Source organism: Salinivibrio sp. PR919, from assembly GCF_001995355.1.
In the GTDB taxonomy this organism is placed as follows: Bacteria; Pseudomonadota; Gammaproteobacteria; order Enterobacterales; family Vibrionaceae; genus Salinivibrio; species Salinivibrio proteolyticus.
In genome coordinates this window covers 37,138-52,642 of sequence record NZ_MUFL01000016.1, presented here as the reverse complement: position 1 = coordinate 52,642, position 15,505 = coordinate 37,138, and the positions used below count along the sequence as shown (strand labels likewise).

15 protein-coding genes, 1 tRNA gene and 1 riboswitch are annotated in these 15,505 nt (G+C 52.2%); of the genes, 13 read left to right on the top strand and 3 right to left on the bottom strand.

Annotation, left to right across the window (positions count from 1 at the left end; genetic code table 11):
• The first annotated feature begins 258 nt into the window (after window positions 1–258).
• From BZG83_RS04925 to BZG83_RS04885, 9 genes are all read left to right on the top strand, one after another.
• Window positions 259–335 (top strand) — tRNA-Trp (locus tag BZG83_RS04925).
• A 606-nt stretch (window positions 336–941) separates the two neighbouring features.
• The gene (crcB, locus tag BZG83_RS04920) at window positions 942–1,322 is read left to right on the top strand and encodes a fluoride efflux transporter CrcB (RefSeq protein WP_069586806.1); all 381 of its coding nucleotides are present in this window, start codon (window positions 942–944) and stop codon (window positions 1,320–1,322) included.
• Between the two features lie 56 nt (window positions 1,323–1,378).
• Window positions 1,379–1,478, top strand: a riboswitch (TPP riboswitch).
• Window positions 1,479–1,571: 93 nt separating this feature from the next.
• Window positions 1,572–3,548 (top strand): phosphomethylpyrimidine synthase ThiC, encoded by a 1,977-nt coding sequence (thiC, locus tag BZG83_RS04915; protein WP_077479581.1) that lies wholly within the window; start codon window positions 1,572–1,574, stop codon window positions 3,546–3,548.
• Window positions 3,545–4,213: a thiamine phosphate synthase gene (gene thiE / locus BZG83_RS04910; protein WP_077479580.1), complete on the top strand. Its 669-nt coding sequence runs from the start codon at window positions 3,545–3,547 to the stop codon at window positions 4,211–4,213. Before thiC ends, thiE begins: the two co-directional genes overlap by 4 nt.
• Window positions 4,197–4,964 (top strand): HesA/MoeB/ThiF family protein, encoded by a 768-nt coding sequence (locus BZG83_RS04905; protein WP_077479579.1) that lies wholly within the window; start codon window positions 4,197–4,199, stop codon window positions 4,962–4,964. Before thiE ends, BZG83_RS04905 begins: the two co-directional genes overlap by 17 nt.
• A complete protein-coding gene (gene thiS / locus BZG83_RS04900) occupies window positions 4,948–5,145 on the top strand; it encodes a sulfur carrier protein ThiS (RefSeq protein WP_046074603.1) in 198 nt (65 codons plus the stop codon). Before BZG83_RS04905 ends, thiS begins: the two co-directional genes overlap by 17 nt.
• 2 nt (window positions 5,146–5,147) lie before the next feature.
• Window positions 5,148–5,921 carry a thiazole synthase gene (locus tag BZG83_RS04895; protein ID WP_077479578.1) on the top strand — a complete coding sequence of 258 codons (774 nt, stop codon included), beginning with the start codon at window positions 5,148–5,150 and terminating at the stop codon, window positions 5,919–5,921.
• Entirely contained in the window at window positions 5,921–7,072 is a 1,152-nt protein-coding gene (gene thiH / locus BZG83_RS04890; RefSeq protein WP_077479577.1) for a 2-iminoacetate synthase ThiH, read from the top strand. Before BZG83_RS04895 ends, thiH begins: the two co-directional genes overlap by 1 nt.
• 13 nt (window positions 7,073–7,085) lie before the next feature.
• The gene (locus tag BZG83_RS04885; RefSeq protein ID WP_069361819.1) at window positions 7,086–7,316 is read left to right on the top strand and encodes a glutaredoxin family protein; all 231 of its coding nucleotides are present in this window, start codon (window positions 7,086–7,088) and stop codon (window positions 7,314–7,316) included.
• A 53-nt stretch (window positions 7,317–7,369) separates the two neighbouring features.
• Here the strand turns inward: BZG83_RS04885 and BZG83_RS04880 are convergent, their stop codons facing one another.
• Together BZG83_RS04880 and BZG83_RS04875 are read right to left on the bottom strand one after the other, a co-directional pair.
• Window positions 7,370–9,157: an aminopeptidase P family protein gene (locus BZG83_RS04880; RefSeq protein WP_077479576.1), complete on the bottom strand. Its 1,788-nt coding sequence runs from the start codon at window positions 9,155–9,157 to the stop codon at window positions 7,370–7,372.
• Between the two features lie 63 nt (window positions 9,158–9,220).
• Complete coding sequence (locus tag BZG83_RS04875) at window positions 9,221–10,201, bottom strand: LysR family transcriptional regulator (RefSeq protein ID WP_077479575.1); 981 nt, start codon at window positions 10,199–10,201, stop codon at window positions 9,221–9,223.
• A 98-nt stretch (window positions 10,202–10,299) separates the two neighbouring features.
• Here BZG83_RS04875 and BZG83_RS04870 point away from each other — a divergent pair, with 98 nt between their 5' ends.
• Window positions 10,300–11,505 (top strand): multidrug effflux MFS transporter, encoded by a 1,206-nt coding sequence (locus BZG83_RS04870; protein WP_077479574.1) that lies wholly within the window; start codon window positions 10,300–10,302, stop codon window positions 11,503–11,505.
• Window positions 11,506–11,713: 208 nt separating this feature from the next.
• Entirely contained in the window at window positions 11,714–12,007 is a 294-nt protein-coding gene (gene tsrA / locus BZG83_RS04865) for an H-NS-like global regulator TsrA (protein WP_069588237.1), read from the top strand.
• 65 nt (window positions 12,008–12,072) lie between these two features.
• Here the strand turns inward: tsrA and BZG83_RS04860 are convergent, their stop codons facing one another.
• A complete protein-coding gene (locus BZG83_RS04860; RefSeq protein WP_077479573.1) occupies window positions 12,073–12,984 on the bottom strand; it encodes a DMT family transporter in 912 nt (303 codons plus the stop codon).
• A gap of 133 nt (window positions 12,985–13,117) precedes the next feature.
• On the opposite strand from BZG83_RS04860, the gene rmuC reads away from it, so the two are divergent.
• Window positions 13,118–14,656, top strand: coding sequence for a DNA recombination protein RmuC (gene rmuC, locus BZG83_RS04855; RefSeq protein WP_077479572.1), 1,539 nt, complete (start codon window positions 13,118–13,120; stop codon window positions 14,654–14,656).
• A gap of 74 nt (window positions 14,657–14,730) precedes the next feature.
• Entirely contained in the window at window positions 14,731–15,498 is a 768-nt protein-coding gene (gene ubiE / locus BZG83_RS04850) for a bifunctional demethylmenaquinone methyltransferase/2-methoxy-6-polyprenyl-1,4-benzoquinol methylase UbiE (RefSeq protein WP_069588234.1), read from the top strand.
• Window positions 15,499–15,505 lie beyond the last annotated feature (7 nt).

The window sequence follows — 15,505 nt, the reverse complement described above, 5'->3', positions numbered from 1 at the left end:
ACTTTAGAAACCCTAGCTGAGAAGCTGGGGTTTTTTGCATTTAAGCTCCCCTGAGCCAGACGTCTTGGTCGCGGCACTTGCAGTGCGCGTTGACTCCCGTCCACTCCGCCACTACTTTAGAAGCCCTAGCTGAAAAGCTGGGGTTTTTTGTTATTGGGGCGTTGGGGCGATTTGCTTTATAAATAAGCGATCAAACGTCTGAAGAGTAATTGGTGGTGGTAATTTGTCGCGGGATCGCTACAATAGGCACCTATCTACAGGGGTATAGCTCCAATTGGCAGAGCAGCGGATTCCAAATCCGCGTGTTGGGGGTTCGAATCCCTCTACCCCTGCCAAATACCAAAGCATCGACATCGTCGGTGCTTTTTTGTATGTGAATCATCAAGCTTCTCGTAAGCCGATTAAGGGTAGGTGTGAACATACAAACGACAAAAAAGCGTGTTGGGGGCTGGGTCGCCAGCCCGGTCGAATCCCTCTACCCCTGCCAAACATCAAAGCATCGACATCGTCGGTGCTTTTTTGTATGTGAATCATCAAGCTTCTCGTAATCCGATAAGAGATAGATGAGAACATGCAAACGACAAAAAAGCGTGTTGGGGGCTGGGTCGCCAGCCCGGTCGAATCCCTCTACCCCTGCCAAACATCAAAGCACCGACATCGTCGGTGCTTTTTTTGTATGTGAATCATCAAGGTTCTCGTAATCCGATTAAGGGTAGATGTGAACATGCAATCTACACAAAAGCGTGTTGGGGGCTGGGTCGCCAGCCCGGTCGAATTCCTCTACCCCTGCCAAATATCAAAGCATCGGCATCGTCGGTGCTTTTTTTGTATGTGACTCATTATGCTTCTAGCACCCTTGATCCTTTTCCCTTTTTCTTCCTCCTGTTTCTTGTTCACATGTCGCGGTATGATGACTTTTTACCAATCGAAAGGAGCACCCTGTGGTAAGCATATTGTGGGTAGGACTTGGTGGCGCATTAGGGGCGTCTTCGCGTTTTTTAGTTTCAGAGTGGAGCGTCGCGGTGTTTGGTCGAGGATTTCCCTACGGCACCCTAATGGTTAATGTGCTGGGATCATTAGCGATGGGTGTCTTTTTAGCGGCGATGAGCCAAGAACTGATTGCCCCAGTGCCTTGGCGTCAACTGATTGCTATTGGCTTTTTGGGCGCGTTCACCACCTTCTCGACCTTTTCAGTGGATACCTTGCTTCTTTTTCAACATGGTGAGACGGTGAAAGCCTTGTTAAACGTGGGTCTCAACCTTGCGTTATGCTTAGGAGCGGCCGCGATGGGGGCTTGGCTGCTAGGACGCATTACTGGGTAGGTAAAAACATGCTAGTACGTCGCTTGTTGTTGCGGCGGTGATTTCTTATACTGGCGTTGAACTTGTCGGAGTGCCAATTGGCTGAGACCACGTTAAGTGGGATCCGTTGAACCTGATCTGGTTAGTACCAGCGAAGGGAACAAGAGATGCATCAGATCACAGACCGTACGCGTCTGCCAGTTTGCTCACATCTCAATTCAGCGTTTTCCGGCAAGCATTAATTCCCATAATGAACACCGGAGTAATGCTATGTCGACCCGTAAACAGGCCCGTCTTGAGGCCAAATCCTTTATCGATTCTCTCTCTGCGCAAACCTACCCCAACTCGGAAAAAGTCTATGTCGAGGGATCGCGACCCGATATTCGCGTAGGGATGCGAGAAATCCATTTGTCTCCGACCTTTGTGGGTGGCAGTAAAGACAATCCGCAGTACGAGGCCAATGAGTCCATTCGGGTTTATGACACATCAGGGCCTTATACTGACCCACAGAGTGCTATCGATATTTACCAAGGCTTAGCGCCAGTGCGCAAAGCATGGATTGATGAGCGTGCCGATACAGAGTTCCTTGATGCAGTGAGCTCAGACTATGCGCAGACTCGCCTTAGTGATGAAACCTTGGATGATCTTCGCTTTAGTGCCTTACCGTCTATCCGTCGGGCAAAACCTAACCAATGTGTGACCCAACTTCACTACGCACGCCAAGGCATTATCACCCCAGAGATGGAATTTATCGCTATCCGGGAAAATATGGGACGTCAGCAGTATCGTGAAGAGCAGCTAAACCGCCAGCACCCAGGAGAAAGCTTTGGCGCGCATTTACCCTCAAACATCACTCCCGAATTTGTGCGCCAAGAAGTTGCTGAAGGGCGTGCGATTATTCCGGCCAACATTAACCACCCAGAAGCGGAGCCGATGATCATTGGGCGTAACTTTCTGGTGAAAGTGAATGCTAATATTGGTAACTCGGCGGTGAGCTCCTCCATTGAAGAAGAAACTGAAAAACTGGTGTGGGCGACCCGTTGGGGCGCGGATACGGTGATGGATTTATCGACCGGACGCAATATCCACGAAACCCGCGAGTGGATTTTACGTAATAGCCCAGTCCCGATTGGCACTGTGCCTATGTATCAGGCGCTTGAGAAAGTGAATGGCATTGCCGAAGACCTGACTTGGGAAGTGATGCGCGATACCTTGATAGAGCAAGCCGAGCAAGGGGTCGACTACTTTACCATTCACGCTGGGGTGCGTTTGCACTATGTGCCCATGACTGCCAATCGCGTGACTGGGATTGTCTCGCGTGGCGGGTCGATTATCGCCAAATGGTGCTTGGCGCATCATCAAGAAAGCTTCCTCTATACCCATTTTCGTGAAATCTGCGAGATTTGTGCCGCGTATGATGTATCGCTGTCGTTAGGCGATGGATTGCGCCCAGGCTCAGTAGCTGACGCGAACGACGAAGCCCAGTTCAGTGAGTTACGTACCCTGGGCGAGCTAACCAAGGTGGCATGGGAATACGATGTGCAGGTGATGATTGAAGGCCCCGGCCATGTGCCCATGCACATGATCAAAGAGAATATGGACGAGCAGCTCACCCATTGCCACGAAGCGCCCTTTTATACTTTAGGCCCGCTGACTACCGATATCGCGCCTGGTTACGACCACATCACCTCCGGGATTGGTGCGGCGATGATTGGCTGGTTTGGGTGTGCGATGCTTTGCTATGTCACGCCCAAAGAACATCTGGGTCTGCCCAATAAAGAGGATGTTAAAACTGGGCTTATCACTTACAAGTTGTGTGCGCACGCCGCCGACTTAGCCAAAGGACATCCGGGCGCGCAGGTGCGAGATAACGCCATTTCCAAAGCGCGCTTTGAATTTCGCTGGGAAGATCAGTTTAACCTTGCATTAGATCCAGTGACGGCGCGTGCTTATCACGATGAAACACTGCCTCAAGAGTCGGGCAAGGTCGCGCATTTTTGCTCCATGTGTGGGCCAAAATTCTGCTCTATGAAGATCAGCCAAGAAGTCCGCGATTATGCCAAAGAAAATGGCTATGCCGCTGCGGGCGAAGCGATTGATGTCACCATGCTGGAAGACCCGTTAGCAGGCATGCAGCAAAAATCGCAAGAGTTTCGAGCAAAGGGCAGTGAGCTCTACCTGCAAAAATCCCATCATTCGTTACCACAAGGCGCTGAGGTAGCGGACAGCGATAAGGTGGAGTCATGAGCCTGACCCCGTTTGCATCTATGTCTGAAGGTATAGGCCCATTATATCCGGTGGTAGACGATGTGGATTTGCTCGAACGCTTGCTTTGCTTGGGGGTGAAAACCGTGCAACTGCGTGTGAAGCAGCCGGGGCATCCTCAATTGGCGGATTGGGTACAGCGTGCGGTGGCGTTGGGCCGCGCGCACCATGCCCAGGTGTTTATCAACGATCACTGGCAGCTCGCGCTTGAGGCTGGCGCCTATGGCGTTCATCTGGGCCAGCAAGACATACAAGAGGCGGATCTTGACCTGCTCGCACGACAAGGCGTGCGCCTTGGCGTATCGACACGCAGTCCCGAACAACTTGCTGCAGCGATTGCGCTCTCGCCCAGTTATCTCGCCATCGGCCATATTTTTCCCACTACCACCAAACAGCTCGCCGAGCCGCCGCAAGGCATTTCTGCGTTAGCGCAGCAGGTAGCGACTGTGGATGGCCGCTTCCCGACGGTGGCGATTGGCGGTATTGATCTCAACCGTGCTCCTGACGTTTGGCGCACTGGCGTGGACGCCATTGCGGTGGTCCGTGCCGTGACGCAAGCGCCTGATTTAGCGGCGCTCATTGACGCATTTAATCGCTGTCTTAATCCATCAAGACAACAAGGAGGGCGTGATGCTATCGGACAGTGAATACCTGCGTTATAGCCGGCAAATCATGCTGCCGGAGGTTGGAGAGTGCGGGCAGCAGGCACTTAGCAAGGCGCGCGTGTTAATGGTCGGTGCCGGTGGGCTTGGAACCACCGCGGGCCTCTATCTTGCAGGCGCTGGCGTGGGTAAGTTAGCGATTGCTGACTCGGACCACATTGAGCTATCTAACTTGGCGCGTCAGGTGGCGTATCGGGAGGCGCAAATCGGCACCGATAAAGCCGCGTCGCTAGCCGCTAACTTGGTCGCGCTGAATCCACATTGCCAGTGCCGAGCCATCAATGCCTATCTAGAAGGTGAGCGTCTGGCGCTCGAAGTAGCGATGGCGGATGTGGTCCTTGATTGCAGTGATAATCTCGCCACCCGTCATGCGGTCAACCAAGCCTGTGTAGAGGCTGGTACGCCGTTGGTGAGCGCAGCGGCGATCGGTTGGCAAGGCCAGTTATTGGTTTATCAACCGCATAGCGCATGTTATGCGTGCGCCTTCGCAGACGTGACGCTTTCTGAACCCACACGCTGTGCAGAATCCGGGGTAATGGGACCTGTGGTCGGCATGATGGCCACCGCGCAAGCGCTGGAGGCAATAAAGCTGTTATTAGGGCAGGCGGTCAGGACCAATCGCTTGTCACGACTGGATGGACAAACCATGACATGGCAGCACTTTTCGCTGCCCGTGGATCCGCATTGTGCGGTTTGTCAGCCAAAGCGGGAGGTAAGCGATGCAGTTAACCATTAATGACACGCCGACAGAGGTCAATGCCACGACCGTCGCGCAACTGATTGAGGAGATGAAGGTGCCAGCCGAGTCGGTCGCGGTCGCGCTAAATCAGACCATTATTGCGCGTGATGCTTGGTCATCCACGTCACTCACCGCTGGCGATAGCTTGGCGGTCTTTCAAGCGATTGCCGGAGGATAATTATGTTAACCATTGCGGATACGACGTTTTCATCTCGACTGTTAACCGGCACCGGCAAGTTTGCTAGTCGCAAGACCATGGCCGAGTCACTGGCGGCCAGTGGTACTGAACTGGTCACCATGGCGCTAAAGCGAGTCGATGTCCATGCCATACAAGATGATATTTTAACCCCGCTGCGCGAGCTAGGTGTGCACCTGCTGCCCAATACCTCGGGTGCGAAGAATGCGCAAGAAGCGGTCTTTGCCGCGCGTCTTGCTCGAGAAGCATTGGGAACGCATTGGGTGAAGTTGGAGATTCACCCCGACCCCAAATATTTGATGCCTGACCCGATTGAAACCCTTCAAGCGGCGAAAACCCTTGTGGATGAGGGGTTTGTGGTGCTGCCATATTGTCATGCTGATCCTGTGCTGTGTAAGCGTTTGGAAGAGGTGGGATGCGCGGCGGTGATGCCCCTTGGCTCACCGATTGGCTCCAACCAAGGGCTGGCCTCAATGGCGTTTCTCGACATCATTATCGAGCAAGCCCGTGTGCCGGTGATCATTGATGCCGGCATTGGCGCACCGTCAGATGCGGCGTTAGCGATGGAGCGGGGCGCCGATGCCGTCTTGGTGAACACTGCCATTGCCACCGCCGGCGATCCGATTGCCATGGGCGCGGCGTTTAAACAAGCGGTTGAAGCCGGACACTGTGCGTATCGCGCTGGGCTGGCGGGCTCACATAATCACGCCCACGCTTCTAGCCCCTTAACCGCGTTTCTTGACGCTAAGGAGGCGTGATGAGTTTTTCTGAGCGGTGGGCAGCACTCGATTGGGATCATCATCGCCTTTCGATTTACAGCAAAACGCGCCAAGATGTCGAGCGGGCGCTGGCTAACTCCTCGCGTAATTTGGACGACTTCGCTGCCCTGATCAGTCCTGCCGCTGAAGCCTACCTTGAGGCCATGGCTCAGCAATCTGCGGCGCTGACGCGGCAGCGGTTTGGCTACACCATGGGGTTTTATATTCCGCTGTATCTCTCCAATTTGTGCGCTAACGTGTGTACCTATTGCGGTTTTTCGATGGAAAACCGAATCAAACGGCGCACGCTGGATGAAGCCGAAATCGCCGCCGAGTGTGAAGCGATAAAAAAAATGGGCTTTGACAGTGTGCTCTTGGTGACCGGTGAGCATGAAACCAAGGTGGGGCTCGATTATTTTCTCCGCGCCTTACCGGTGGTGAAGCAATACTTTCATCATGTGGCGATGGAGGTGCAGCCGCTGGATACCGAGGCGTATCGCGCCTTGGTGGCACAAGGTGTGGATGCGGTGATGGTGTACCAAGAAACCTACCACGCGCCAACCTATGGAGAACACCACAAGCGCGGGAATAAAACCGACTTTCACTATCGGTTGCAAACCCCAGATAGGTTGGCACAAGCAGGGGTTGATAAAATCGGCCTTGGCGCATTAATTGGCCTAGAGGACTGGCGTACCGACAGCTTTTTTACCGCCCAGCATCTCGATTATCTGGAAAAGCAATACTGGCAAAGTCGCTACTCGCTATCCTTTCCACGCTTACGCCCTTGCGCGGGCGCCTTACAGCCGAAATCGGTGATGACCGACAAGCAGCTGGTTCAGCTTATTTGTGCCTATCGGTTGTGGAATCCGCAGGTGGAGCTGTCGCTATCGACACGTGAGTCACCGCACTTTCGCGACAATGTGTTGCCCCTTGGGGTCACGAGCCTATCCGCGGCGTCAAAAACCCAACCGGGCGGCTACGCGAACCCGGAGCCACAATTGGAGCAGTTTGCTATCAGTGATGAGCGCAGCGCGGCAGAGGTAGCCGCCAGCGTTCGTGCCCTCGGTTTTGAGGTGGTGTGGAAAGATTGGGATAACATCTACGATATCGCGCGTCAGGCGCAAATGGCTTCACAAACGGCAGCGGGTTAGCGACAATGCGGGCATGAAACGTATTACTGTATATGTAGGTCCGCGCTGTCCTCACTGTGAGGCGGCCAAAGCTTACTTGGATAAAAAAGGGCTGCGTTATCGTGTTGTCGATACGGCTACGCCCAAAGGCAAGAAGCTGCTGGCGGCAACAGGGTCGCGGGGTGTCCCGGTGATTTGCATTGGCGATACCACCTTGCGCGGCTTTTCGCCTAAAGCGGTCGAGAAAGCCCTGAAAGGGGAATAAAAAAAGCGTCCAATCGGACGCTTTTTGTTTTTTACACTCGGTGAAGACGCGACTTAACGACTTAACGGCGCGGTCGCTTGTTTTAACCAAGCTTGGTCTTGATCATCGAGGTGGGGACTGATTTCATCCCACACGGTTTGATGATAGCGATTCCACCACTGGATTTCCGCCTCGCTGAGTAAGCTCACATCGACCAAACGACGATCGATCGGTGCACGCGTGAGTGAGGCAAACCCGAGCATCGTCATGTCGCCCTCGGTGGGCTTTTCTTCAATCAACTCGAGGTTTTCAATCCGGATCCCAAACGCGTCGGCGCGATAGTAGCCCGGCTCGTTTGATACCACCATGCCCGGCAATAGCGCGACGCTATTGGGCGCTTTGGAAATGCGCTGCGGACCTTCGTGCACGTCCAAGAAATGCCCGACACCGTGACCGGTGCCATGGTCAAAATCATAGCCGTGTTGCCACAAATACTGGCGTGCTAAGGCATCAAGCTGGCTGCCTGAGGTGCCTTTCGGGAACAGCGCGGTGGCCAGCGCAATATGTCCTTTAAGCACCAGCGTGAAGGCTTTTTTGATCTCAGCGCTGCATTCGCCCACCGGCACGGTACGGGTAATGTCGGTGGTGCCGTCATAGTATTGACCGCCTGAGTCGACCAAGTAGACGTTGTTGCTCTCAATCACGCTCGGTTTGGGCTGATTGTTGTGGTTATAGTGACACATGGCCGCATTGCCACCGGCGGCGGAAATGGTATCAAAGCTTAAGTCGACCAGTTGATCGTCTTGTTGGCGGAATTGATACAGGGTGTCTGCGAGCACGGCTTCATCAGGGCGTTCACCGGCGTCGACTTGACGGTCAAACCACGCCAAAAAGCGAGTCACGGCAACACCATCGCGCACGTGACAGGCACGCATACCGGCGATTTCTTGCGGGTTCTTGGCCGCTTTTTCAAGCGCACATGGGTCTTGCGCTTCCACCACGGTGACTTGCGCTTGTTGGAGGGTATCCAGTGTCCACGCATTGGCACCGTTTGGGTCGACCAATACACGTTGACCGCTCAGCGCTTGCAGGGCATCAACCAGACTGTCTGGGTGCGCGACGCTCACGCCTTGGCCCACGTGTGCAGCAAAGCCTTCGGGGAGACGGTCAGGGTCGATAAACACCGTCACGTCACCGGATTGCTTGATAATCGCTTGGGTCAGTACCACGGGTAAACGTGGGATGTCGCGACCACGGATATTGAGCAGCCAACAGACGGCATCGGGTTGAGTGAGTACCGCGGCATCAAGATTCTGATCGGCTAACTGCTGGCCAATGGTTTGACGTTTATCCAAGCTGGCGCGGCCGGTTTTCTCTTCACCCAGTAAAATAGCAGGGCTATTAAGCGGGGCGGGGCGATTGTCCCACAAGCTTTCAATCGGGTTTTGCTCAACACTCACCAGTGTCAAAGCCCCATCCAGCGCGCGTTGGGTACGTTTGTACCAAGCAGCGCTATGCATGCGAGCGTCGATAGCCAGCTTGGCACCTTTTGGCAATTGTTGCTGGGCCCATTGTACCGGTGGCTCATCAATCAGGTGGCAGTAGTCAAACAAGCCGGCGGGGACTTGTTTACGGACTTGAACCACATAGCGGCCATCAACAAAAATTGCTGCCTTGTCGCGGGTGATCACCGCAGCGCCTGCTGAGCCGGTAAAGCCGGTCGCCCAGTGAAGGCGTTCGTTGTGCTCAGGCACATACTCACCGAGGTATTCGTCTTCATGGGGGATGAGTAGGGCGTCATAATCGTGTTGAGCCAGCCAGTGTCTTAGCTGCTCAATACGCTTGGTAAGGGTCGCGTCCATTATTCTTCCTTCTTTGTATGGGGTGAACTTGCCATGTTCGGCCACGCGTAAAAAACCAGTGGGTTAGACCCTAGCGCGATTGGCGATAGGCTGCAATTTTGCTGGGCTAAATTGCTGACAGCGTGAAATAATCAAGGCTTTCAGCCATTGGTGCCCCGGGTCATTTTCTTGATTTTGATGCCAAAACAAGGTGTACGCCATCGGCGGTATTGGCGTCGGTAACGGCCTTACCACCAAATTGAGCGACGCGGCAATATAATGCGCAAACTGGCTTGGTGAAGTAAACACCAGGTCGGTATAGGTACACAGGCTCGCCGCACTGTTGAAATCTGGCACGTACATGGCAATGTCACGCTCAATATTACGCTCTGCCAGTTTATAGTCCAACAGCCAGCGGTCATTCCCATYACACTTCACCTGTACATGTCGCAGTCCAAGGTAACGCGCTTCATCCCATGGACCCTTCAGTGCCGGGTGATCAGCGCGCATCAATACACACTGGTGATCTTGGCAAAGCTCTTGGTAGCGTACGCCTTTGGGCGGCATCATGGTCAGCATGGCATCGGCGGGATTTAAATCTTTACCGGTAATGCCAAAGTCGATATTGCCTCGCGCAAGCCCATCAAAGGTGGTTTGATCCCAAGCGGCGGTATTAAGGGTGATAGCTGGGGCCGCTTCTAGCATATCGCCAATAAACTGTGGCAGTAGTAATGGATAGGCGCTCTCGACGAGGGCAAAGCGAAAACAGCGATCGCTTAAGTGCGGCTGAAAGTGATCCGGCTCGGTCATCGCCGCAACATCATTGAGCAAAGCGCGTAATTTGGCCTGTAAGGCTTGCGCTCGAACGGTGGGTTTGAGCCCGTGGGCCGCTCGCGTAAAAAGCGGGTCGTTAAATTGCGCTCTAAGTCGGGCTAAGTTTTTACTCACTGCCGATTGGCTTAAATGCAGCCGTTTTGCCGCGCCCGTGACATTACACTCTTCCAACAATACATGTAAGCACACCAATAAATTAAGGTCGGTGCGCTGCAGCTGGTCCAAATCCATTACAGGTATTCTCCTTGGGAATAACTGCTTTTACTATAAACCATTATGGTTCATATCCTGAAGCCACTATACTGCGTGCCTGTATAGAGGAGTAACCAATGTCACACACTGATTCACCGACATCGAATCGCTTACTGGTCGCCTTAATGGTGTTACTGGTGCTGTTTAGCCCGATGGCGATTGATATTTATTTACCGGCGTTGCCGCATATGGCGGGGGACTTTAACGTTAACCCGACGCTGGTACAGGATACTATCACTTGGTTTATGTTTAGCTTAGGCTTAGGTCAGCTGTTCGCTGGCCCGTTGGCTGATCGCTTTGGTCGCAAACCTGTAGCCGTCATTGGCATACTGCTCTATGGGCTGAGTTCTTTAATGGCGTGGCTCGCCACCTCGATGGATATGATGCTGGTGGCGCGTTTGCTGCAAGGTTTTGGCGCGTGCGCGACTTCCGTGTGTGCATTTGCAGCGGTGCGTGACCGCTTTGGCGCGGAGCGCAGCGGCCACATGATTAGCTACTTAAACGGTGCCATTTGTTTTGTGCCAGCCTTAGCGCCATTATTGGGAAGCTGGCTTACCCAAGTCTTTGACTGGCGCGCTAACTTCACCTTTATGCTCGGTTATGCGGTATTAGGTTTAGTATTAGTCATGGTCTTTTTGCCCGAGACACGCCCTGCGCACACGGACACTTCGGGTCGCCTATTTAGCGTACGCCGCTATTGGCAAGTGCTACGTGTACCAACATTTACCTACCACATCATCCTTTGCATGCTGGCCATGGCGGTGATCTTAGCGTATGTCACCTCCGCGCCTGTATTGCTGATGGATAGGTACGGTATTTCCATGAACAGTTTCACTTTTTGGTTTGGTGCCAACGCGGCATTAAACATTGCCGCGGCGATGCTAGCACCACGCTATATGCAAAAATTTGGTAGCCGCCGTGCGCTCAATATTGGCTTGATGATGCTGGTCGGCTCGGGTGGGCTGATGCTGGCATTAAGCTCTATTGCGACGCCTTGGGCCTTTATGTTGCCGATTTTTACCTCGTCATTTGGCTTTGCTTGGGTGTTAGGCGCGTCAGCCGGCGCCGCTTTAGCCCCATTTTCTGACCGTGCTGGCACAGCGGCAGCCTTGCTGGGATTGTTCCAAATGAGTGGTGCAGGGCTTTTGGTCAGTTTAACCCAGCGCTTGGGGTTATCGGCCAGCGATCTGATGACCGTACATATGTGGCTCTTGTTGCCTGGCCTCGTGATTTTGTGGTCCCCAGTTGGGAAGCAATGGCATGCAGCAACGGTAAAACAGTAAGAAAATCAATAAAAACAACGTCTCAGWTGGCAAAGTATAATAAGACGTGCAAAACGCAGGGGTCTCGACAACCCATCATCCCTTTTCGCTGGCTTCGGCCAGCGTTTTTTTATTTTGCTAAAAGTGCGTGGTTCGGAGTATATTTACTAAGCAAATCGAATTAACGCTCATTCCTTTTCGTTTTTATCTCAAAGGTCAGTTACACACTATGTCATTATCGACAATCGAAATGGCGCGCGTCCTCGAACAACTTGAGGAATCGCCAGAAAAAATCATGTTTGGCAAATTACTGCAAGAATTAGGTAGCCAAAGTGAAGAGCGTGTACGCAGTGCTGCACGTCAAGTGCCACTGAAATACTTGCGTGAACTGGTTTACCAATTTAATTCTGTGATTGAAGAGCGCCGTTCTGAGCGCATTGAAGAAATCACCCAAGGCTTACTGCAAGATGGTCTCTCTGCTGACGAGCTCTATCAGTACATGACACAGCGTAAAGTTGGCTAACCCCTAGTCCACACTGTGTGATTGTGGCGCCCATAAGGTGACGCCACTGAGCTTTACATGAATGACTATGACGACGCACTGGCAGCGGACGGTTTGTCACGCTTGCCTGTGCGCTGTTGAATTAATAATCCCACCACAATACACATCAAACCAATTAAAGTGCTTAGATGAATGGTCTCACCAATAATGGTGGCGAGTAATAGCAGTGAAATAAACGGTGATATAAATATCAGATTACTGATCCGAGAGGTATTCTGAGTATATTTCATCGCGCTCAGCCACAGCATAAATGTCACGCCCATTTCAAACAGACCGACGTAACTCACGGCGAGCCACCCTTGCCATGGAATGCCTTGCCACGATGCGGTTAGCCCCGCCAAAGTAAGAGAAATGGGTAGCGAAAGGACAAAGCTTAATAATATCCCGACCACTGGATCGGCAGCGTTTTTAGTATTTAATATCCAGTAGCCTGCCCATAGTAGTGTCGATAATAATGCCAACCCAATCCCCAATGGGCTATCAAATTGCAGCGAAAATAGTTGTCCCTTGGTGGCAATAATTACCACGCCGAAATACCCCAATGCCGCAGCAATCCAATCTTGACGACGAATCGTCTGCCCTAAGAAAAGCGCTGCCATCAACGTTAAGGTAATGGCCCAGCTGTAATTTAAAGGCTGCGCTAATGAGGCAGGTAATAGATCGTACGCCTTAAATAGGACTAAGTAATAAATCAGTGGATTGACGAGTCCTAATACAAGGTAGTAACCCGGTCGCGCGCGAAAGGTTGGCCAGATGGCGCCCAATTTGCCTTGGAGCGTAGCAATGGCGAGTAGGATCACCACAGAGACGACACTGGCGGCGGCCAGCATCTGTATGGGCGACATATAGCGTAGCGTTATCTTAAATGCGGTGGCGACGGTCGACCAAAGTAAGACGGCTGATAGGGCGAATATCAGCGCCTTGCGCTCATCATGCATGCTGCGTCCTTGCGATTATGCCAGTGTTTTTAGGCAGTCTACGGGATCCCATGTCTCTGAGATAGACTGGACATTTATCCAGTGTGCGATTAGCCTTTGCTGACATAACTGACTGTAAAATAGAGACCTCGCTATGCTGGATGGCTTGTCGTTAACCTCATTGCATTTTATTGCGTTTTTACTCGGGGCGGGCGGTACCTGTGTGCTCGGTTATGCGGTGCATCGACGCGTGCTCGCGCAATACCAACATTGGTATCAGGCGCAGCAAGATCAGCAGCAAATAGCCTTTGAGGCACAACGCGAACACTGGCAACAACAACAGGCACATCAACAGCAAGAGCTGGATAACCTAGATGTTGAGCGCGACCGCTTAAGCCAAGAGCTACGCCACTATTACGGCAAGCTCACGTCGGCAGCTGAAAAATTGCGACAGTTGGAGCAGCTGCGGCAACATAACCAAAGTTTGGAGCAAAAACTTGATAGCTTGCGGGATGAAAAGGCCGAATTACTGGCTGAGCTTCGTGAAGTGAAAGCGAGCGCAGAACAACAATTACACGCTGCACAAGAAAAACAAGCGTTGCTCGAAAATGCAGAAGAACGCTTACGCGCCCAATTTGAGCAGCTTGCCAATCAAGTGTTTGAACAAAAAGTCCACTCCGTCGATGAGCAAAACAAAATGAGTCTCGAGACTTTACTCGGGCCGCTGAAATCGCAACTGGAAGGGTTTAAAAAGCAAGTGACTGACAGTTTTGGCGAACAAGCCAAAGAGCGTCATACCCTGATTCATGAAATCAAAAATCTGCAGCAATTAAACGCAGATATGACCCGCGAAGCCCATAACCTGACCCAAGCCCTTAAAGGGGATAACAAACAGCAAGGCAACTGGGGCGAAGTGGTATTGGCGCGTGTGTTAGAAGAATCTGGCTTGCGTGAAGGACACGAATACCATACTCAAGTGAACCTTGAGAATGAGCAAGGCAAACGCTATCAACCAGACGTGATTGTCAAACTGCCGCAAGACAAAGATGTGGTGATAGATGCCAAGATGGCATTGGTGGCCTACGAGCGTTATTACAATGCGGAGTCCATTGTTGAGCAAGATGCGGCTTTGAAAGAGCATGTGCAAGCGATCCGTGCCCACATCCGTGGCCTTGGACGCAAAGACTATCACCAATTGCATGGCGTGAAGACGCTGGATTATGTGTTGATGTTTATCCCTGTGGAGCCTGCCTTCCAAATTGCCATTGAAGCCGATCCGAGTCTGATTCGTGAGGCGATGGATAACAATATTATGTTAGTCAGCCCCACCACCTTGCTGGTGGCGTTACGTACCATCAATAACCTTTGGCGCTACGAATACCAAAACCAGAACGCCAAACAGATTGCAGAGAAAGCCAGTAAGCTCTACGACAAGGTGCGTTTATTTGTCAGCGACATGGAAGGGTTGGGGAGCGCATTGGGTAAAGCGAACGACAGTTATCATGGCGCGATGAATAAGCTCAGCCAAGGTCGAGGCAATATTCTTCGCCAAGCCGAGGGCTTTAAAGCCCTTGGCGTCGAGGTAAAGCGCGATATCAGTCCAGCACTTGCGAATGCGGCATTAACTTCTTTTTCTCCCCAAGGCGCAGACGAAGACGATCCGGTGTCTGACATCTCGTCTGTGAACAAATAGAAGAAACTTGGTCCCGCGCTTGGAGTCCGGATGGGCGATAAAGTAAACTAGGTCCAACACGTTAGGGGATTAACATGACAGATAAACAAACGCATCAGGACCAAGAGACCATCGACTTTGGCTTTCAGCAAGTTAAACGCCAAGAAAAAGAAAGCATGGTAGCCAATGTATTTCACTCGGTGGCCGCAAAATATGATCTGATGAACGACGTCATGTCGATGGGCATCCATCGGATATGGAAGCGTTTTACCATTGACTGCAGTGGCGTGCGCGCAGGGCAGAAAGTCCTCGACTTAGCCGGCGGAACGGGCGATCTGACCGCCAAATTCTCGCGTCTGGTCGGCGAGAGCGGTGAAGTGGTACTCGCCGATATCAATAACTCCATGTTGAAAGTGGGCCGTGACAAACTGCGTGATAAAGGCATTGTGGGCAATGTCAGTTACGTACAAGCGAACGCAGAAGCGTTGCCATTTCCCGATGATCACTTTGATTGCATCACCATCGCGTTTGGCCTGCGTAATGTCACCGATAAAGATGCGGCCTTGCGTTCGATGTTCCGTGTGCTCAAACCGGGGGGACGTCTGTTGGTATTGGAATTCTCTAAACCAGTCGTTGCGCCGCTTTCCAAAGTGTATGACGCCTACTCATTCCATGTCTTGCCGAAAATGGGCCAGCTTATTGTCAACGATCCAGATAGCTACCGCTACTTGGCCGAGTCGATTCGCATGCACCCTGATCAAGAAACATTAAAAGGAATGATGGAACAAGCCGGGTTTGAACAAACCAGCTACCACAACCTGACCGGTGGCATTGTCGCCCTGCACCGCGGATTTAAATTCTAAGGAGCCA